Genomic DNA, 18,440 nt, shown 5'->3' on the forward strand with positions numbered 1-18,440 from the left:
CGCGGTCAGGTGATGCACGCGATTGGCGATCTGGGTCAGGCCTTTCGGGCCGTGGTACACGGCGTACATGCTGGCGATGTTGGCCAGCAGCACTTGCGCGGTGCAGATGTTGCTGGTGGCCTTCTCGCGGCGGATGTGTTGCTCGCGGGTCTGCATCGCCAGGCGCAGCGCCGGCTTGCCGAAACGGTCGACGGAGACACCGACCAGACGGCCCGGCATGTCGCGCTTGAACGCATCCTTAGTGGAGAAATACGCCGCGTGCGGGCCACCGAAGCCCAGCGGCACGCCGAAGCGTTGTGCGCTGCCGATGGCCACGTCGGCACCGAATTCGCCCGGCGGGGTCAGCACGGTCAGCGCCAGCAGGTCGGCGGCGACCGCCACCAATGCGTTGGCGGCGTGGAAGCGTTCGGTCAAGGCGCGGTAATCAACCACATCCCCGTTGCTCGCCGGGTATTGCAGCAGGGCGCCGAAGAACGGCGTCACGTCAGTCAGTGTTTGCTCGTCGCCGACCACCACGTCGATGCCCAATGGCTCGGCCCGGGTGCGCAGCACATCGAGGGTTTGCGGGTGGCAATGCACGGAGGCGAAGAAGGCGTGGCTGCCCTTGTTCTTGCTCAGGCGTTTGCAGAAGGTCATGGCTTCGGCGGCGGCGGTGGCTTCGTCCAGCAGCGAGGCGTTGGCGATCGGCAGGCCGGTCAGGTCGCTGATCAGGGTCTGGAAGTTCAGCAGCGCTTCGAGACGACCCTGGGAAATTTCCGGCTGGTACGGGGTGTAAGCGGTGTACCAGGCCGGGTTTTCCAGCAGGTTGCGCAGGATCGGCGACGGCGTGTGGGTGCCGTAGTAGCCCTGGCCGATGTAGGTCTTGAACAGCTGGTTTTTGCCGGCGATGGACTTGATCAAGGCCAGGGCATCGGCTTCGCTCAGGCCGTCTTCGAGGCCGAGGACGCTGGTGCCCTTGATGCTGTCGGGGATGACGCTGGCGCTCAGGGCTTCCAGCGAGTCGAAGCCCAGGCTGTTGAGCATGGCTTGCTCATCACCGGCACGCGGGCCGATGTGGCGGGCGATGAATTCGTTGGCGGTGGTCAGGCTTACTTGTGTCATGTCAGCGCTCCTCAGGCTTCGGCGTTGGCTTTGATCAGACGGTCGTAAGCGTCTTGATCCAGCAGTTTGGCGACAGCCGATGCATCGGTTGGCTGGAAGCGGAAGAACCAGCCTTCGCCAAGCGGGTCTTCGTTGACCAGTTCAGGGCTGCTGTCCAGCGCCGGGTTCACTTCCAGCACTTCTCCGTCCAGCGGCATGTACACGCCGCTGGCGGCTTTGACCGATTCCACGGTGGCGGCTTCAGCGCCTTTGTCGTAGGACTGCAGCTCAGGCAGTTGTACGAAAACCACGTCGCCCAAGGCGTTCTGTGCGAAAGCGGTGATGCCGACTGTGACGCTGCCGTCAGCTTCAGTACGCAGCCATTCGTGATCTTCAGTAAAACGCAACTCGCTCATGGAAACTCCTAAGGGGGCCAGACTCGTCTGGTGGACGCGATTGATTACTGGGCAAAGCCCTGCTTTATGGGTGGTTACTAAGCAAAATCGCGGCCAATGTTTTTTTATTGTTAAAAATCAATAACTTATCTGTTTGTTCGAGGTGCGGCGATTTACTGGCTGTAGCGAAATCGCTACAGCACAAGGTGGAGAAAAAAGCCTAAGTGGATCAAAGCCTTGCACAGCGGTGATCGGAAGAGGGTGTATCGATATCGTTCCGCTGTAGCGCTTTCAGTACAGATGGAGGTCGTTTTTGAACAGATTTCAAGCCGGACACAAAACCTGTAGGAGTGAGCCTGCTCGCGATAGCGGTGTATCAGTCAATACATGCAGCGATTGACATATCGCTATCGCGAGCAGGCTCACTCCTACAGTGGTTTTGTGTTGGTAGAGAGATTGAATTGTCAGGCTTACGGCTTGCTGGGAATGCCGTACTTGCGCAATCGATGGGCGATGGCGGTGTGGGAGGTTTGCAGGCGGCTGGCCAGTTGGCGGGTCGAGGGGTAGCTGACGTAGAGTTTTTCCAGCAGGGTCTTCTCGAACTCTTCCATCGCCTGTTCGAGGCTATCGACATCGCTGTCACTCTGACGCGCCACAGAGGTTCCGGCGATATCGAGGTCGCCAATGTCCACCAGGCTGCTTTCGCAAATCGCAGCGGCGCGGAAGATCACGTTCTGCAATTGCCGCACATTGCCCGGCCAGCGATTGCCCAGCAGTGCCGGATAGGTGCCGGGCGCCAGGCGGCAGACCGGACGCTGGATCTGCGCGCAGGCCTGCTGCATGAAGTAACGGGCCAGCAGCAGGATGTCCTGGCCACGTTCGCGCAGGGGCGGGACTTCGACGTTCAGGACGTTGAGGCGATAGAACAAATCTTCGCGGAACGAACCTTCGCTGACCATTTTTTCCAGGTCGCGGTGCGTGGCACTGAGGATACGCACATTGACCTTTACCTCACGATCCCCGCCCACCCGGCGGAAGCTGCCGTCGTTCAAGAAACGCAGCAACTTGGCCTGCAAGTACGGCGACATCTCGCCAATCTCATCGAGAAACACCGTGCCCTGGTTGGCCAGTTCCATCAGCCCTGGCTTGCCGCCTCGTTGCGCGCCGGTAAAGGCGCCGGGGGCGTAGCCGAACAGTTCGCTCTCGGCGAGGTTCTCCGGCAATGCTGCACAGTTCAGTGCCAAAAATGGCGAACTGTGCCGGGCGCTGATGGCGTGGCAGGCACGCGCCACCAGTTCTTTGCCGGTGCCGGTTTCGCCCTGGATCAGCAACGGCGCATCAAGCGCCGCAACGCGCTGGGCGCGGGCCTTGAGGGTCCGAATCGCCGGAGATTCGCCGAGCAGTGCATCGAAACCTTCGGCATGGTCGTGGTGCAGCGCCGACAGGCGTTCGCCGATACGGTTGGGTTGATACAGGGTCAGCAGGGCGCCGGCGTCGGTAATCGGTGTGGCGTCCAGCAGCAATGTCTGACCGTTGACGGTGACTTCCCGCAGCGGCAGGCGGAAGCCGTTTTCCAGCAGGGCTTCGAGCAGTGTCGGGTCGGCGAACAGGTCGGCGATGCTTTCGCCGTCAGGCTCGCGACCGTACAAGGCGATCAGTGCCGGGTTGGCCAGCAGCACCTTACCGGCACTGTCCAGCGCCAGGACCGGGTCGGTCATGGCCGCGAGCAACGCATCAAGCTGCAGGTGCCGACGCTGACCGGGAAGAATGTCGACCACCGTCACCGCTTGCACACCGCGCACGCTGAACAACGCATCGCGTAGTTCTTCGAGGACTTCCGGGCTCAGGGTCGGGGCGTCGATGTAGACGTTGGGCGGGACCATTTCCACCGCATCCAGATTGAGATTGCGCCCACCGAGCAAGGCCAGGACTTCCTGGGTAATGCCGACGCGGTCGATGAAGCTGACGTGGATACGCATGGGGCGTTGTTGGGTTCTGGAGTGCGGAGGGTGGCAAGTATGCCTTGGAGGAGGGTGGGAGGTGAAATCGGCAATGGGGATGGCTTGAAAAGATCGCAGCCTTCGACAGCTCCTACAGGGGGATGCGTTCGGCGTATGAGCTGCCGAAGGCTGCGATCTGTTGATCTTCCAAGCGTTATTCCAGATGCTCGGGTTTGACCGGGTCGCCGGATTTGACGTGGAGTTGCTCGCGCACATCTTCAAACATCTCGTCATATTGCTTGTGAATCGAAACGATGCTGGCTTCCTTGGGCAAGCCGTATTTTTGCGCGATGCGCGTGGCATGTCGGGCGAAGTCGAACGCCTGATCCTTGGGCAAGAAAAACTCTTCCTTCAGGTCCTTACCCTCGACCGAACCATGCATCTTGAAGAGCATGCCTTGACCTTCCTTGGGGTCCTGGCTGACTTCATAGTCGATGCTCAGGCTGAAACTGTAATCTTCCTTGTTCAGCGCGTGGCGCTCGATGTGCAGGTGACCGGGCTCGAACGTTGCCATTTAGCGTCTCTCCTTCAAAAAGGCATTGAATCAGGGCAGACCTCAGGCCTGCCCTCGGAGTTTCTTTTATTGATAGCTTATCCAAGGGGGGGGCCGTGGCCGACGATGCTGGGTTTTTTGTCAGTCACCTGTGGGAGCGAGCTTGGTCCGGGCGGCGTTCCGACGATAGCCATCCGGCAGTCACCACCACTGCGCGCGATGTGAACCTAATTCTCCAGCAGCAAGTGTCCACTGCAACGGCGTCCCCGTAATCTTCAGCGGCACCTGCAACCGATGCGCCGGTCCCCAAGGCGTCTGCTCAATCAACAGTCCTTGATCGTTGTCATCCTCCGCCCGCAACGGCTCATCTGTTCCCGCACCATTTTCAATCAGCAACTTCGCCGTACGCGCCAACGACAACCGCGCCGATCCACTACGCCCCAACAATCGAATCGCACTGGCCGCCATCAAATACCCGGTGGCGTGATCGAGCGCTTGCAAGGGTAATGGCGTCGGTTTGTCCGCGCGCTTCCACTGCAGGCCGGCGTCGGCGATCCCGCTGCTCATTTGCACCAGGCTGTCGAAGCCGCGGCGGTTCTGCCACGGGCCGCTCCAACCGTAAGCATTGAGGCTGACGTCAATCAGGCCGGGCGCCAGTTTCTGGCGTTCGGCGACACCGTAACCCAGGCGTTCCAGTGCGTCGGCGCGGTAGCCATGGAGCAGAATGTCAGCGTCCTTGAGCAGGCTTTCGAACACCGCGCGATCCGTCTTGTCGTGCAGGTCCAGGCGTGCGCAGCGTTTGCCCAGCGTGACTTCCGGCACTACCCCCGGTTCGTTCCAGGTCGGTGGGTCGATCCGCAAAACGTCGGCGCCGAGGCCTGCCAGAAAACGGCTGGCGATCGGTCCGGCGAGTACTCGGGTCAAATCCAGCACCTTGATCCCGGCCAACGGTTGCGCCACCGAGCCTTGCCACGGTTTCGCGTTCTGGCGACTGTTGTCCGCAAACTGAATCAGCGGTTCGGCATTCACCGCCTGACCTTGGGGATGCGCCTGCCATTGCGCCCAGCTACGCATTTCGGCGGCGCAGCCACCGGCCTCGACCACGGCCAGCTCCAGATCGCTTTTGTCCCATTGAGCAACTTTGCTCGCCATCGCGGCACGGTCGGCACAGGCGCCGAGCACTTTTTCGGCAGCGGCGCGGTGATGGGGCGCGTTGGTGTGCAGGCGAATCCAGCCGTCATTGGTCGCGTAGTCACCGGCGACGGGGTCCCAGAGCGGCGGGACGCTCCAGCCTATCGGGCGGATCGACGTGGCAAACCAGAAAGAGGCCAGGCGGCGGTCGACCTCAAGGCTTGGCAAGCGACCGGTTTGTTGTTGCACCCATTCGCTGACAGCCTGACCGGCAGCGGCAATGCTGGCACACGCCAGGTCGGTGACGGCAAACGCCGAGGGCAGGGCGCCGCTCGAGGTGAACTTGACCTGGGTGTGAGGCAAGCCGAGTGCGGCTTGAATGGACGTGAGTAAATCAGTCATCGAAGGCCCTCCGGGAGAGAGGGCAGCATAGATCAAAAGATCAAAAGATCGCAGCCTTCGGCAGCTCCTACAGGGATCGGTGTAGGAGCTGCCGAAGGTTCGGGCCGCGTTCGGACGATCTTTTGAGGGTTACACCCGGAACTGATCCATCAATTTCATCTGTTGGGAGGTCAACGAGTTGAGATGACTGCTGATCTGCGCCGATTCGGTGGCCTGGCCGGTCAGGGTTTCGGTGACGGTGCGGATCGCCGAGACGTTACGGTTGACCTCTTCGGCCACGGCGCTTTGCTGTTCGGCGGCACTGGCGATTTGCAGGTTCATGTCGCTGATGACCGTCACCGCGTCGCTGATTTTGCTCAAGGCCTGGACGGCTTGCTGGATCTGCCCGGCGTTGCTGTGAGCCTGGGTCTGGCTCGAATGCATCGTGGCGACCACGCCACGAGTGCCGGTCTGGATGCGTTCGATCACGATGCGGATTTCTTCCACCGAATCCTGTGTGCGTTTGGCCAGGTTGCGCACTTCATCAGCGACCACCGCAAACCCGCGACCGCTCTCGCCGGCACGCGCCGCTTCAATCGCCGCGTTGAGCGCCAGCAGGTTGGTTTGTTCGGCGATGCTGCGGATCACTTCCAGCACCGAACCAATCTGCTCGCTGTTGACCGCCAATGCTTCGACTTCGGTCACCGCCTTACTGACTTCGTCGGCCAGTTGATTGATGTCGCGGGTGCTGCGTTCGATGATCTGCATACCATCGCGGGCTGACTGGTCGGCACCCTTGGCCGCGTTCGCCGCGTTCGAGGCACTGTTGGCGACGTCGTGGGCGGTGGCGCTCATTTCGTTGGACGCGGTGGCGACCTGGTCGATTTCGCGGAACTGCACCTGCATGCCTTCGCTGGTCTGGCGGGCGATTTCCGAAGACTGGTCGGCCGTGCCACGCGCATCGGTGATGCTTTGTTTGATCTGCGCGATGGTCGGTTGCAGCTTGTCGAGGAAACGGTTGAACCAGCTCACCAGTTCGCCCAGTTCGTCTTTCTTGCTGTAGTGCAGACGCTGCGTCAGGTCGCCGTCGCCACTGGCAATTGCCTTGAGCATCTCGGCCACGCTGTTGATCGGCCGGGTCACGCCGGACGCCGTGAGCCAGATCAGCAACAGTCCGACCAGGCCGGCAATCACCGCCACCAATACGGCTTTGATCGTGCCGCTTTGCTGGGCGTCATCGAGTACGGCTTGCAGCTTGACCGAGTCGGCCAGTAACACTTGTTTCGGCAGGTCGATCACCACGCCCCAGGCTTTGGACTCGGCAATCGGACTGACCGGGTACACCGAGCGGATCAGATCGCCTTGTTCGAGAATTTTCGGCGTGCCAGCGCTGAGCAATTGCAGAACGTCCTTGCCGTCTGCGCCCAGGGTGTCGCCGATGCTTTTGCCGACCTTGCTCGCATCGACGCTGTAACCGGCGAGTACGCCGCTGCCGGAGACGATCAGCATGTGCCCGGCGCTGTTGAACAGATCGCGTTGGGAGTCGACAGCCGCCGCTTGCAGCGCGTCGAGGGCAATGTCCACACCGACCACGCCGATGGATTTGCCATCCACCAGCAGCGGTACGGAAATGGTGGTCATCAGCATTTCCTTGCCGGCGACGGTATCGGCATAGGGGTCGAGCAGGCAGGTGCGCTTGCTGTCGCGAGGGCAGGTGTACCAGCTGTTATAGGGTGTGCCGCTGAGGCTCAAGGTGGTTTTGGTCATGTCGTCTTCGACCATGATCGTGTTGATCCCGACACCGCCGGCACGGCTCCAGTAGCTGGCGAAACGACCGGCTTCGTTGGACTGGCGAGCGGCATCGTTGGCGAATTCGCTGTCCTTGCCGTCCAGGCCATTGGGTTCGAATGCCAGCCAGATGCCGAGCACTTTGCTGTTGCGCTCGAAGGCGGTTTTCAGGCTCTGGTTCAACTCTTCACGCAGGGCGCCGGCTTCAAGGGAGCGCTTGCTCGCCATGCTGCGCATGTCCTTGATCTGATCGGCCAGGGCAGTCACCACCAGCAGGCTTTCGCCGAAGGTCTTCTGCACCCGCACCGCTTGCTCGGCGGCCTTGGCCTGGAGCAGGTTCTGCACGCTGGCGGTGAGCATCTTGCTGCTGGAGGCACTGACCAGTTCATCGTTCTGATCGGTCTGGTAGATGTTCATGCCGACGATCAGGACGACCACGCCCAGCAGGCACAGACCGGACAGCAGGACGATTTTCAGGCGGATGGAGAGAGAGTCGAACATAGGACGAACTCGCGAATGGATGAGGTGTTGGCTGTGAGTCGGGATCGACCCGGTTCGCCAAGTCCATTCAGCGCCATTTAATGCACATCGGCGTGGGCAGAGGTTGCATGAACGCGAAGCCGACGAACGGTAACAGGTGAACGTTTGCGCAGGAAAATGCCCTGAAAAGGGCAGAAATTCAGGAAATTGTCGGCAACGATTCCGGCCGCGACCAGATCCACAGATTGCCCAGGCTCATGCCGGCAATCGTCAGAAAGATCGGCCAGCCAGGATCGAGCATCACCAGCATCAACCCGGCGCACAGCAGCATGCTGACGGTGGCGCTGACCTTGGCTCGGCGGGCGATGATTTTGCCGTTGCGCCAGTTGCGCAGAATGGAACCGAACAGCCGATGGTTTTCCAGCCAGGCGCTCAGGCGCGGCGAACTCTTGGTCGCGGCCCAGGCGGCCAGCAGGATGAACTCGGTGGTCGGCAGGCCCGGCACGACGATGGCGATCAGGCCGATGCCGAGGCTGATGTAGGCGAGCAGGCCGAAGAGGATTCGGGTGAGTTTTGAGGAAGTTGGGTGAGGCATGGGCTCAGGTTGGCGCAAGTGAGGCGGGATCGGGATCTACAAGACTGGCTCGGTTCCCTTGTGGGAGCGAGCCTGCTCGCGATAGCGGTCTTTCAGCCAATATTTTGGTGAATGTCAGTCCGTCATCGCGAGCAGGCTCACTCCTACAGGGGATTGTGTTTCTTCAAGCGAGTTCTGGGGTGTAGGCCTGTTCCAGCAGCACGGTGAAGCGGTTGAACGCATCGACGGCGGCTTGCTCGATTTCGGCTTCTTCCTGAGCGCTGAATTCCAGCGAATCGAGGGTTTTGACGAAGCGCTTCCAGCCTTCAGCGCGACCACCGGCCGGTTCGCCGAGATGGCGGGCACCAAAGGTTTCGCTCAACCCAAGGCCCACGGCACGCTTGATCAGGAATGCTGCGCCGAGTTTCGAACCTTCCGACACGAAGAGCCAACCCAGCGCCTCGGCTTTGGTTGGATTCTTTACGGCGCCTGCGACTGGCTCCGGAACTTCAGTTTCCAGATCCGCCAGGTCCGCCTTGGCTGCTTCAGCCCGGCAGCGAGCGGGCAGGTCCGGGACGATGGCGGTCAATTCGGCATCGTTGTACAGCGACACCAGTTCCGACTGAAACAAATATTGAGCCACCACGAAACGCGCGAAGTTGGCCTGGGTTTCAAACGGTGCGTGGGCTTTGACCAAGGCATCAAGCTTGGTGTGAGGCTCGTTGGTGATCTGGTTCAAACGTTGTGAACGCAAAGCAGTGTCCTGAGTGGTCATGAGAAGTCCTTGGGAAAATGAGGCGCTTGGTAACGAGACGAATGACGTGGCGCCAGACAGTAAAAAAACCTCACTGCGCTACTTCTCTAAAAGCAACGCAGTGAGGTGATGGGGTCAGATATCCCAGACCAGATTGATCGCGAAGTTGCGACCGGGTTGGGTCAGACGGTCGAGGTTGGCCGGCTGAGTGACCGAGGCTTCGCCGACGCTGTCGTAACCGCGCACGTCGTCCCACTGCCAGTACTTCTTGTTGGTCAGGTTGTACAAACCGGCGTTGACGGTTACGTCGTCGGTCACCTTGTAGAAGCCGGCGAGGTCGAGCACGCCATAGCCCGGGGTCTTGAACTGGGTGCTGGTGCCGTCCGGGGTTTTGAAGCTGGTGCTGTCGACGCGGGTCTTGCGCTTGACCAGTGTCCAGCTCAACAGGGCGCCGTAGTTGTCCTGGTCGTAACCCAGGCCGAACACGCCGGTCAGCGGGTTGATGCTGTTCAGCGGCTGGCCGCTGTCATCGTTTCGGCCATACAGATAGGCCACCGAACCTTGGGTGTAGAGACCGGTCGGGGCGCCGAAGCTGTCGAGGTTCAGGCGACCCTTGAGCTCCACACCTTTGATGGTGGCGTGCGCGATGTTGTTGCTCTGGAAGGTGGTCTCGGTATAGCCGGGCGTGATGGCATTCTCGTCGATGAAGTCGCGGTATTTGTTGTAGAACACCGCCACATCGAAAGTGCCTGCGTCGAACTGGCCGCGCAGGCCGGTTTCATAGCTCTTGCTCTTTTCCGGTTCCAGGTCGGGATTAGGTGCGACCTGATAGCCGCCAGCCAGGTTCTCAAAGCGACCGTACAGGGCTTTGGCGGTCGGCGTGCGGAAGCCTTCGGCGTACTGGCCATACCAGGTGTAGTGGTCGTTGAAGCTATAGGTGGTGCCGAATTTAGGTGACAGACGATGCCAGGTCTTCGTCTTGTCACTCACCACGCCATTGCCGCTCTGGTCGGCGGTGACCAGGAACTCGTCGGTGATGTGCGGCTTGAGCTCGGTGTAGTCGTAGCGGGCGCCGGGCAGGAAGGTCCAGTTGCCCCAGCTGATCTGATCCTGGGCGAACAGGCTGTAGCTGTTGATGGTCGGGTCCGGGAAGTCGCTGGCCGGTTTGAGGGTGTCGGCGGCGCTCGGGGCACCGATGACCCGGCATGCGCCGGCCACGGTCAGGCAGGTGCCGCTACCGGTACGCAGGCCGGTGACTTTGTCCTGTTTGATGGTCGTGCCATAGGTGACGCGGTGGTCGGTGTTGGCGATGGCAAACGACTTGTCAGCCTGGGCATCGAACACCCATTGGCGATCCTTGTAGGTGGTATCGCGGTTACGCAGCACGGTGCGTGATGGCGCGTAGATTTCTTCGGTGCTTTGGTCGGTCTTCGCGATCTGGTAATTCAGCGTCCACTTGATGTTGTCAGCCAGGACGCTGTCCAGGCCGAAGCTGTGTTCCAGGCCGAAGCGTTCGCGAGTGACGGTGTCGTTGCCGGTACGGGATTTATAGAAGCCGAAACCGCGTCCTGCGTTGAATGGCCCGCCCACTGCGCTCAGCTGATTGGTGTCGCGGTCGTCCTTGTAGTGTTCGTAGGTCAGACCGAAGCGCGCATCGTCGGCGTAGTCCCAGCCCAGTTTGGCCAGCACGTTGGTGGTGCGCACGTCCTCGGGGTTGGCCTCGGTGCGGTTCAGGCCGGTGCCGCCGGTTTCGCCGTAGGACTCTGTTTCATGACCATTGCGCTGACTCAAGTGCAACAGGCCGTCGAAGTCGCCGGTGCGGCCGGCCACCGTGCCAGAGGTCAGCCAGCTGTCGTCGGCCGAGCTGTAGCCGGTTTTCAGGCGTGCGCCGACATCCTTGCCCGGTTTGATGATGTCGTCCGGGTCCAGCGTGTAGTAGCTGACCGCGCCGCCGATGGCGTTGCTGCCGTAGAGCACCGACGCCGGGCCGCGCAGAATCTCGACGCGCTTGACGATCTCGGGGTCGACATAGTTGCGGTTGCTCTGGGCGTAAGGGCCGTTGAAGAAGCTGTCGGGCACCTGCACACCGTCGACCTGGGTCAGTACGCGGTCGCCGTCGATGCCACGGATGTTGTAGCCAGTGAGGCCGGCGCGTTGACCGGCACCGCCCACCGATACGCCCGGTTCGTAGCGCACCAGATCCTTGATGTTATTGACGTTGTTGCGGTCCAGATATTCGCGGGTCTGGACGGTGACCGTAGCCGGAACGCTGTTGACGTCCTGCTCGTTACGAGTGGCGCTGATGGTCACCTGGTCCAGGTTGAGCGCGTTGCTGTTGCTGCGCTTCTCCAGCACGATGTTGTTGGTGCCCAGTTTGCGATAGCTCAGGTTGGTCCCGACCAACAGGCGATCGAGGGCTTTCTCCGGCGGCAGCGAACCGCGTACGCCCGGCGAGGCCACGCCTTCAGCCAGTTCTGCCGGCAAGCCGACCTGCCAACCGGTCACGGCGGTAAAGGCATTGAGTGCCGAGACCAACGACTGCTGAGGGATGGCGAACGCGTAATCACCCATGTTGCGGGTCGGTTGCTCTGCAGCGGTGGCGGCGCAGAGCTGCGCGCTGCCGGCCATCAGGATGGCGGCGGTCAGCAGCGACAGCACGCGAGAAGGTGAAGATGGTTGGCGGGTAAGGCGAGAGGACATCGATAGCGCTCCGTGTCGCACGAATCTTTATAGGTGCTGATTGGCATCTGAAGATGCGAATCAATTGCATTGGCTATAACGAGACGTACGGGGTTTGGCTATCGAGTAAAAATAATTCTCATTTAGTTCAAAATCACCAAGGCCGGGAATTCCTGGAGTCGCGCCGAGGTGATGTGGGCCAGCGAGCGGACCACGTCCAGCGGCTGGTCGAGGCGGTAATTACCGGTGACGGCGATGTCGGCCAACTGCTCGTTGTTGTTGATGATCCAGCCTGGATAGTAACGACGCAGCTCCGCCAGCACCTGGCTCAGCGGGCAGTTTTCGAACACCAGTCGGCCCTGGACCCACGCCAGGTCGGTCGCGGCATCGAGTCTGGCGGGGCGATCGAAACCGTTGGGGCCGATGCGGATACTTTCTCCGGCGGACAATCGAATTCGCGCGTCGTCGCGGGTCGCTCGCAAGTCGACATCCCCACGCTGCACCCGAACCTGTGCCACGCCGTCCAGATAACGCACCGCAAACGCGGTGTCCCGCACGCTGGCCCTGACCGGCCCGGCGTCGATTTCCAGCGGCTGGCCGCGATTGGCCGCCACCTCGAAAAACGCTTCGCCCTGATACAAACGGGCCACGCGCTGTTGATCGTTGATGGTGCTGGAGAACGCCGAGTTGGTATTGAGCAGGACCTTCGAGCCATCCTCCAGTTGCAGACGCTGGCGTTCACCAACCACGGTCAGGTGATCAGCCTGCAGGCGAATCGGCAGATTGCTGAAGCTGAACAAACCGAGGATCAGCACGGCGGCGGTGGCCAAGGGTTTCCAGTGGGGGCGCAGGCGCGACAGGACGGTCACTTTCGGCGGCCGGGCGGCCAGGCTTTGCGCGCATTGCACGACCTGCGGGCCCTCCCAGATCGCTTGAGCCTTGGCGAAGGCCTCGGCATGCGACGGATGGGCGGCCAGCCAGTCATTAAACTGTCGGGTCTGTTCTTCGCTCGGACTGTCCAGCACGATCAGCCAGTCCAGGGCCTGGTCCATCGCGCTTGCGGGGTCCCGTGCCGGGGAGGGCGGAAGGGAGCGTTGGGTGTCCGTCACGGTGTTTCCTCGGCAGTGTCTTGGCACCGCTGTTTTTTTAGTGAAGCTTGAAGGTGGGGCAAGGGTAGCAAAGCCCGATAGTCAGTGCAGGTCATCCTCACACATAGAGAATTAGCCTACAGATTCACTCGCCGTTTAACCGTTCGGCCACGCCGATGCAGATCGCCATGATCAATTTCAGCTCCTTTTGCACCGTGCTCAATGACACGCCGAGCCTCTCGGCGATCTCCAGATAGCTGTGCCCGTGCAGACGACTGAGGATGAAAATCTGCTGCTGACGGGCGCTGAGTTCATTGAGGCTCACGTTCAAATGCTCAAGCAATTGTTCGGCATGGGCGGCGTCTTCGGCACTGCTGGCGGGGGCGGCGACGCTTTCCACCACGTCCAGCGGCACGTCGTCGAGCATCGTGCGGGACTGGATGCGCCGCGCACGCAAATGGTCCAGCGCCAGATTGCGGGCGGTCTGGAAAACGAACGGTTCAAGGTGATCGATGGTCCGCTCACTGAGCGCCCGGGTCACTCGCAGGTAGGTCTCCTGCAGGAGGTCTTCGGCGGTGCTGTGATTGTTGACCATCCGCTCCAACGTGCGCAGCAGAGAGACTCGCTGGGCGATGAAGACGTGATTGAAGCGAGATTGACTCACGGGAGGACCTGATCCATTTCGAGCGAATGATAATGCTTATCATCCGCTCGAGTGGTCAAGTATTGATTTGTGAAGCTTTAGGCACGGCCCAGCAGATAGGTCGCGTAATCGGGGATCCGATGTTCGTGCGCCTGCTCCATCATCGGGCTGCTGAGCAGGTAGTCGGCGCTGCATTCGTTGCAGGCGACGGGAATGTTCCAGACCGCCGCGACGCGCAATAACGCCTTGATGTCCGGGTCGTGCGGCTGTGGTTCGAACGGGTCCCAGAAGAACACCAGCATGTCGACCCGCTGCTCGGCGATTCGCGCGCCGAGTTGCTGGTCGCCGCCCAATGGGCCGCTGATCATGCTCTCCACAGGCAAATCCAGGCGTTGTTGCAACAACAACCCGGTGGTGCCGGTGGCGACCAGTTCATGTTGCGCGAGCCTGTCTTTCTGCCGCTCGGCCCAGTCCAGCAAAAACACTTTGCAGTGGTCATGGGCGACCAAGGCAATACGCTTACGCGCTGCCATGGTCTTTTGCGTAAAACTGATACCGATCATCGGTTGCTGCTCCCGGCGTCATACACCGACATGGCGTGACGCTCTATTCGGCTTTGCAAACACCGGGTAGGAGCTGCCGAAGGCTGCGATCTTTTGATCTTGGCTGCCATGAGGCCAATGAAGATCAAGATCAAAAGATCGCAGCCTTCGGCAGCTCCTACATGTCCGTGCGTCGACACGTAATGAAGTTGTGTCAACACAGAGTGAGGCGTGGGTTATTCAGCGTTGCAGAGCGCCAGGCAGTTATCGAGCATGCGGTTGGAGAAGCCCCATTCGTTGTCGTACCAGGCCAATACCTTGAGCAGCTTGCCGCTGGACTTGGTGTGGTTGGCGTCGAAGATCGACGACAGCGGGTTGTGGTTGAAGTCGCTGGAGACCAGCGGCAGGGTGTTGTAACCGAGAATCTTCGAGTGCTGGCTGGCTTCTTTCAGCAGCGCGTTCACTTCATCGGCCGACGCTTCGCGCTTGAGTTGCACGGTCAGGTCCACCAGCGACACGTTGATCACCGGCACGCGCACCGACATACCGGTCAGTTTGCCCGCCAGTTCTGGCAGTACCAGACCGACCGCTTCAGCCGCGCCGGTTTTGCTCGGGATCATGTTCTGGGTGGCCGAACGCGCACGATACGGATCGACATGATAGACGTCGGTCAGGTGCTGATCGTTGGTATAGGCGTGGATCGTGGTCATCAGGCCGCTTTCGATTCCCAGCTCGCGGTGCAACACCTGGGCCACCGGGGCCAGGCAGTTGGTGGTGCACGAAGCATTGGAAATGATCTGGTGCGATTGGCGCAGAATGTCGTGGTTAACGCCATACACCACAGTCGCGTCGGCGCCTTTGGCCGGGGCCGAGATGATCACTTTGCGTGCGCCGGCCGTAATATGCGCGGCGGCTTTGTCGCGGTCGGTGAACAAACCCGTGCATTCGAATACGACGTCGATCTTCTCGGCGGCCCAAGGCAGTTCGGCCGGGTTGCGAATGGCGCTGACAGAAATACGGTCACCGTTGACGGTCAGGCTTTCCTGATCGTGCTGGACATCGGCATCGAACGTGCCATGAACAGTGTCGTACTTGAGCAGATGAGCGTTCATCGCGCTGTCGCCCAGATCATTGATGGCAACGATCTGCAGATCCTGGCGATAACCTTGGGTATACAGTGCGCGCAGGACGTTACGGCCAATTCGGCCAAAACCATTGATTGCGATTCGAAGAGTCATTTAACAGGGCCGCCGTCGTTTTGTTGTTGGAATTACAAGATTATTCGCATAAAAATAGAAAACAAGCCTTTTTAATGGCAATATTTTGTTCAATCTACAACGAGTGACCTGAATCAACTGGTCCGACCGATCAAGAAAACCGTCTGTCATCCCATCGACAACAGCTCTTGATCAGCATAGACAATCAGGTCGCCACATCCGTTAGCCTGGAGTTCTAAACATGCATCCCCGCGTCCTTGAGGTCACCGAACGGCTTATCGCCCGTAGCCGCGCCACGCGTGAGGCTTACCTTGCACTGATTCGTGGTGCTGCCAGCGACGGTCCCATGCGCGGCAAGCTGCAATGCGCCAACTTCGCCCACGGCGTAGCCGGTTGTGGCACCGACGACAAGAACAGTCTGCGGATGATGAACGCCGCGAACATTGCGATTGTTTCGTCCTATAACGACATGCTCTCAGCGCACCAGCCGTACGAAGTCTTTCCTGAACAGATCAAAAAGGCCCTGCGTGAAATCGGCTCCGTCGGCCAGTTCGCCGGTGGCACCCCGGCCATGTGCGATGGCGTGACTCAGGGCGAGCCGGGCATGGAACTGAGCCTGCCGAGCCGCGAAGTGATTGCGCTGTCCACCGCCGTGGCACTGTCCCACAACATGTTCGACGGCGCGCTGATGCTCGGCATCTGCGACAAGATCGTGCCGGGCCTGATGATGGGCGCGTTGCGTTTCGGTCATCTGCCAACGATCTTCGTCCCGGGCGGGCCGATGGTCTCGGGCATTTCCAACAAGCAGAAAGCCGACGTGCGCCAGCGCTATGCCGAAGGCAAGGCCAGCCGCGAAGAGCTGCTGGAATCGGAGATGAAGTCCTACCACAGCCCGGGTACCTGCACCTTTTACGGCACCGCCAACACCAATCAGTTGCTGATGGAAGTCATGGGCCTGCACTTGCCGGGCGCCTCTTTCGTTAACCCGAACACCCCGTTGCGTGATGCCCTGACCCGCGAAGCCGCGCATCAGGTCACGCGTCTGACCAAACAGAGCGGCGACTTCATGCCGATCGGCGAAATCGTCGACGAACGTTCGCTGGTCAACTCGATTGTTGCGTTGCACGCCACCGGCGGCTCGACCAACCACACCTTGCACATGCCGGCGATTGCCATGGCGGCGGGCATTCAACTGACCTGGCAGGACATGGCCGACCTCTCCGAGGTGGTGCCGACCCTGAGCCACGTCTACCCGAACGGCAAAGCCGACATCAACCACTTCCAGGCGGCGGGCGGCATGTCGTTCCTGATCCGCGAACTGCTGGAAGCCGGCTTGCTCCACGAAAACGTCAACACGGTGCTGGGCCACGGCCTGAGCCGCTATACCATGGAACCGTTCCTCGAAAACGGCGAACTGGTCTGGCGCGAAGGCCCGATCGAAAGCCTCGACGAAACGATCCTGCGTCCTGTCGCGCGTGCGTTCTCGCCAGAGGGCGGCTTGCGAGTGATGGAAGGCAACCTCGGCCGCGGGGTCATGAAAGTGTCTGCCGTCGCGTTGGAAAACCAGGTCGTCGAAGCACCGGCCATGGTGTTCCAGGATCAGCAGGATCTGGCCGATGCGTTCAAGGCCGGTTTGCTGGAGAAGGATTTTGTCGCGGTGATGCGCTTCCAGGGCCCGCGTTCCAACGGCATGCCGGAGCTGCACAAGATGACGCCGTTTCTCGGCGTGCTGCAGGATCGCGGCTTCAAAGTCGCGCTGGTCACTGACGGGCGCATGTCCGGTGCCTCGGGGAAAATCCCGGCGGCGATTCACGTCAGCCCCGAAGCGTATGTGGGCGGCGCTTTGGCGCGCGTCCAAGAGGGCGATATCATCCGCGTCGATGGCGTCAAAGGCACTCTGGAGCTTAAGGTGGACGCCGAAGAATTCGCAGCGCGCGAACCTGCCAAGGGCCTGTTGGGTAATAACATCGGCAGCGGTCGCGAACTGTTTGGTTTCATGCGCATGGCCTTCAGCTCGGCGGAGCAGGGCGCCAGCGCCTTTACTTCTGCCCTGGAGACGCTTAATTGAAACTGGCTTTGGTCGGTGACATCGGTGGGACCAACGCACGTTTCGCGTTGTGGAAAAACCAGCAGCTGGAATCGATCCAGGTGCTGGCAACGGCCGACCACGCCAGCCCGGAAGAGGCAATTGCTCTCTACCTGAGCGGGCTTGGCCTGGAACCGGGTTCGATCGGTTCGGTGTGCCTGTCGGTCGCAGGCCCCGTGAGCGGCGATGAATTCAAGTTCACCAACAATCACTGGCGACTCAGCCGCAAGGGTTTCTGCAAGACCTTGCAGGTGGATCAACTGTTGCTGGTCAACGACTTCTCGGCGATGGCGCTGGGCATGACCCGTTTGCAGCCGGACGAGTTTCGGGTGGTCTGCGAAGGCGCGCCGGAACCGTTGCGGCCGGCGGTGGTGATCGGTCCAGGGACTGGCCTCGGTGTCGGCACCTTGCTCGACCTCGGCGAAGGTCGTTTCGCCGCGTTGCCGGGGGAGGGCGGTCACGTCGATTTGCCACTGAGCAGCCCGCGGGAAACTCAGTTGTGGCAGCACATCTTCAATGAGATCGGCCATGTCAGCGCTGAAACGGCGTTGAGCGGCAGCGGCTTGCCGCGGGTTTACCGGGCGATTTGTGCGGTGGACGGTCATGAACCCGTGCTGGATTCCCCCGAGTCGATTACCGCGGCCGGTCTGGCGGGCGACCCGATTGCCCTGGAAGTGCTTGAGCAGTTCTGCTGCTGGCTGGGGCGTGTGGCTGGCAACAACGTGCTGACCACGGGCGGACGGGGTGGCGTGTACATCGTGGGCGGGGTGATTCCGCGGTTTGCCGATTTCTTCATCGAAAGCGGCTTTGCCCGGTGCTTTGCCGACAAGGGCTGCATGAGCGATTACTTCAAAGGCATCCCGGTGTGGCTGGTGACGGCGCCGTATTCCGGCCTGATGGGCGCAGGGGTAGCACTGGAGCAATCCATCCCCGTTTGAAATGCAATCAACCTGTAGGAGTGAGCCTGCTCGCGATGACGGTGTGTCAGTAGACAGAAATATTGGAAGTCAAACCGCAATCGCGAGCAGGCTCACTCCTACAGTAGTTTTGCGGTGTTTGTAAAATCGGTGCTTAAGGCATAATCCGCCCAATTCAAACAACAAGGATGC

14 protein-coding genes and 2 pseudogenes are annotated in these 18,440 nt (G+C 60.6%); 2 read left to right on the forward strand and 14 right to left on the reverse strand.

Annotated elements, in window-relative coordinates; all coding sequences use genetic code 11:
- The 14 genes and pseudogenes from VD17_RS24915 to gap all read right to left on the reverse strand — a co-directional run.
- A pseudogene (locus VD17_RS24915) lies at positions 1–1,101 on the reverse strand (glycine dehydrogenase); the annotation flags it as partial.
- 11 nt (positions 1,102–1,112) lie between these two features.
- Positions 1,113–1,496 (reverse strand): glycine cleavage system protein GcvH, encoded by a 384-nt coding sequence (gcvH, locus tag VD17_RS24920; RefSeq protein ID WP_008027813.1) that lies wholly within the window; start codon positions 1,494–1,496, stop codon positions 1,113–1,115.
- A 449-nt stretch (positions 1,497–1,945) separates the two neighbouring features.
- The gene (locus VD17_RS24925) at positions 1,946–3,454 is read right to left on the reverse strand and encodes a sigma-54-dependent transcriptional regulator (RefSeq protein ID WP_046056134.1); all 1,509 of its coding nucleotides are present in this window, start codon (positions 3,452–3,454) and stop codon (positions 1,946–1,948) included.
- Positions 3,455–3,629: 175 nt separating this feature from the next.
- A complete protein-coding gene (locus tag VD17_RS24930) occupies positions 3,630–3,989 on the reverse strand; it encodes a DUF5064 family protein (protein ID WP_046056135.1) in 360 nt (119 codons plus the stop codon).
- A 180-nt stretch (positions 3,990–4,169) separates the two neighbouring features.
- Positions 4,170–5,501 carry a CoA transferase gene (locus VD17_RS24935; protein WP_046056136.1) on the reverse strand — a complete coding sequence of 444 codons (1,332 nt, stop codon included), beginning with the start codon at positions 5,499–5,501 and terminating at the stop codon, positions 4,170–4,172.
- Positions 5,502–5,630: 129 nt separating this feature from the next.
- The gene (locus tag VD17_RS33190) at positions 5,631–6,386 is read right to left on the reverse strand and encodes a methyl-accepting chemotaxis protein (protein ID WP_440130583.1); all 756 of its coding nucleotides are present in this window, start codon (positions 6,384–6,386) and stop codon (positions 5,631–5,633) included.
- 102 nt (positions 6,387–6,488) lie between these two features.
- Positions 6,489–7,769, reverse strand: a pseudogene (locus tag VD17_RS33195) (PDC sensor domain-containing protein); the annotation flags it as partial.
- Positions 7,770–7,947: 178 nt separating this feature from the next.
- Positions 7,948–8,343, reverse strand: a complete 396-nt coding sequence (locus VD17_RS24945) for a YbaN family protein (RefSeq protein ID WP_046056138.1) — start codon at positions 8,341–8,343, stop codon at positions 7,948–7,950.
- A gap of 163 nt (positions 8,344–8,506) precedes the next feature.
- On the reverse strand, positions 8,507–9,097 hold the full coding sequence (locus tag VD17_RS24950; protein ID WP_046056139.1) for a biliverdin-producing heme oxygenase: 591 nt from the start codon (positions 9,095–9,097) through the stop codon (positions 8,507–8,509).
- Positions 9,098–9,211: 114 nt separating this feature from the next.
- Positions 9,212–11,776 carry a TonB-dependent receptor gene (locus tag VD17_RS24955; protein ID WP_046056140.1) on the reverse strand — a complete coding sequence of 855 codons (2,565 nt, stop codon included), beginning with the start codon at positions 11,774–11,776 and terminating at the stop codon, positions 9,212–9,214.
- A 122-nt stretch (positions 11,777–11,898) separates the two neighbouring features.
- The gene (locus tag VD17_RS24960) at positions 11,899–12,864 is read right to left on the reverse strand and encodes a FecR family protein (protein ID WP_046056141.1); all 966 of its coding nucleotides are present in this window, start codon (positions 12,862–12,864) and stop codon (positions 11,899–11,901) included.
- Positions 12,865–12,988: 124 nt separating this feature from the next.
- Complete coding sequence (locus VD17_RS24965) at positions 12,989–13,507, reverse strand: RNA polymerase sigma factor (protein WP_046056142.1); 519 nt, start codon at positions 13,505–13,507, stop codon at positions 12,989–12,991.
- A 77-nt stretch (positions 13,508–13,584) separates the two neighbouring features.
- Positions 13,585–14,049: a methylglyoxal synthase gene (locus tag VD17_RS24970; RefSeq protein WP_008155845.1), complete on the reverse strand. Its 465-nt coding sequence runs from the start codon at positions 14,047–14,049 to the stop codon at positions 13,585–13,587.
- Positions 14,050–14,264: 215 nt separating this feature from the next.
- Positions 14,265–15,266: a type I glyceraldehyde-3-phosphate dehydrogenase gene (gap, locus tag VD17_RS24975; RefSeq protein ID WP_046056143.1), complete on the reverse strand. Its 1,002-nt coding sequence runs from the start codon at positions 15,264–15,266 to the stop codon at positions 14,265–14,267.
- Positions 15,267–15,486: 220 nt separating this feature from the next.
- Here gap and edd point away from each other — a divergent pair, with 220 nt between their 5' ends.
- Both edd and VD17_RS24985 read left to right on the forward strand, forming a co-directional pair.
- On the forward strand, positions 15,487–17,313 hold the full coding sequence (gene edd, locus VD17_RS24980; RefSeq protein WP_046056144.1) for a phosphogluconate dehydratase: 1,827 nt from the start codon (positions 15,487–15,489) through the stop codon (positions 17,311–17,313).
- Positions 17,310–18,269 carry a glucokinase gene (locus VD17_RS24985; RefSeq protein WP_046056145.1) on the forward strand — a complete coding sequence of 320 codons (960 nt, stop codon included), beginning with the start codon at positions 17,310–17,312 and terminating at the stop codon, positions 18,267–18,269. Before edd ends, VD17_RS24985 begins: the two co-directional genes overlap by 4 nt.
- Positions 18,270–18,440: the final 171 nt, after the last annotated feature.

Source organism: Pseudomonas fluorescens, from assembly GCF_000968015.1.
GTDB classification, from domain to species: Bacteria; Pseudomonadota; Gammaproteobacteria; order Pseudomonadales; family Pseudomonadaceae; genus Aquipseudomonas; species Aquipseudomonas fluorescens_W.

Excerpts from the sequence above, each read along its gene's own strand:
- VD17_RS24925 (WP_046056134.1), bottom strand. The coding sequence starts at position 3,454 with ATGCGTATCCACGTCAGCTTCATCGACCGCGTCGGCATTACCCAGGAA.
- gcvH (WP_008027813.1), bottom strand. The coding sequence starts at position 1,496 with ATGAGCGAGTTGCGTTTTACTGAAGATCACGAATGGCTGCGTACTGAA.
- gap (WP_046056143.1), bottom strand. The coding sequence starts at position 15,266 with ATGACTCTTCGAATCGCAATCAATGGTTTTGGCCGAATTGGCCGTAAC.
- VD17_RS24945 (WP_046056138.1), bottom strand. The coding sequence starts at position 8,343 with ATGCCTCACCCAACTTCCTCAAAACTCACCCGAATCCTCTTCGGCCTG.
- VD17_RS24955 (WP_046056140.1), bottom strand. The coding sequence starts at position 11,776 with ATGTCCTCTCGCCTTACCCGCCAACCATCTTCACCTTCTCGCGTGCTG.
- edd (WP_046056144.1), top strand. The coding sequence starts at position 15,487 with ATGCATCCCCGCGTCCTTGAGGTCACCGAACGGCTTATCGCCCGTAGC.
- VD17_RS24970 (WP_008155845.1), bottom strand. The coding sequence starts at position 14,049 with ATGATCGGTATCAGTTTTACGCAAAAGACCATGGCAGCGCGTAAGCGT.
- VD17_RS24950 (WP_046056139.1), bottom strand. The coding sequence starts at position 9,097 with ATGACCACTCAGGACACTGCTTTGCGTTCACAACGTTTGAACCAGATC.
- VD17_RS24935 (WP_046056136.1), bottom strand. The coding sequence starts at position 5,501 with ATGACTGATTTACTCACGTCCATTCAAGCCGCACTCGGCTTGCCTCAC.
- VD17_RS33190 (WP_440130583.1), bottom strand. The coding sequence starts at position 6,386 with ATGCAGGTGCAGTTCCGCGAAATCGACCAGGTCGCCACCGCGTCCAAC.
- VD17_RS24930 (WP_046056135.1), bottom strand. The coding sequence starts at position 3,989 with ATGGCAACGTTCGAGCCCGGTCACCTGCACATCGAGCGCCACGCGCTG.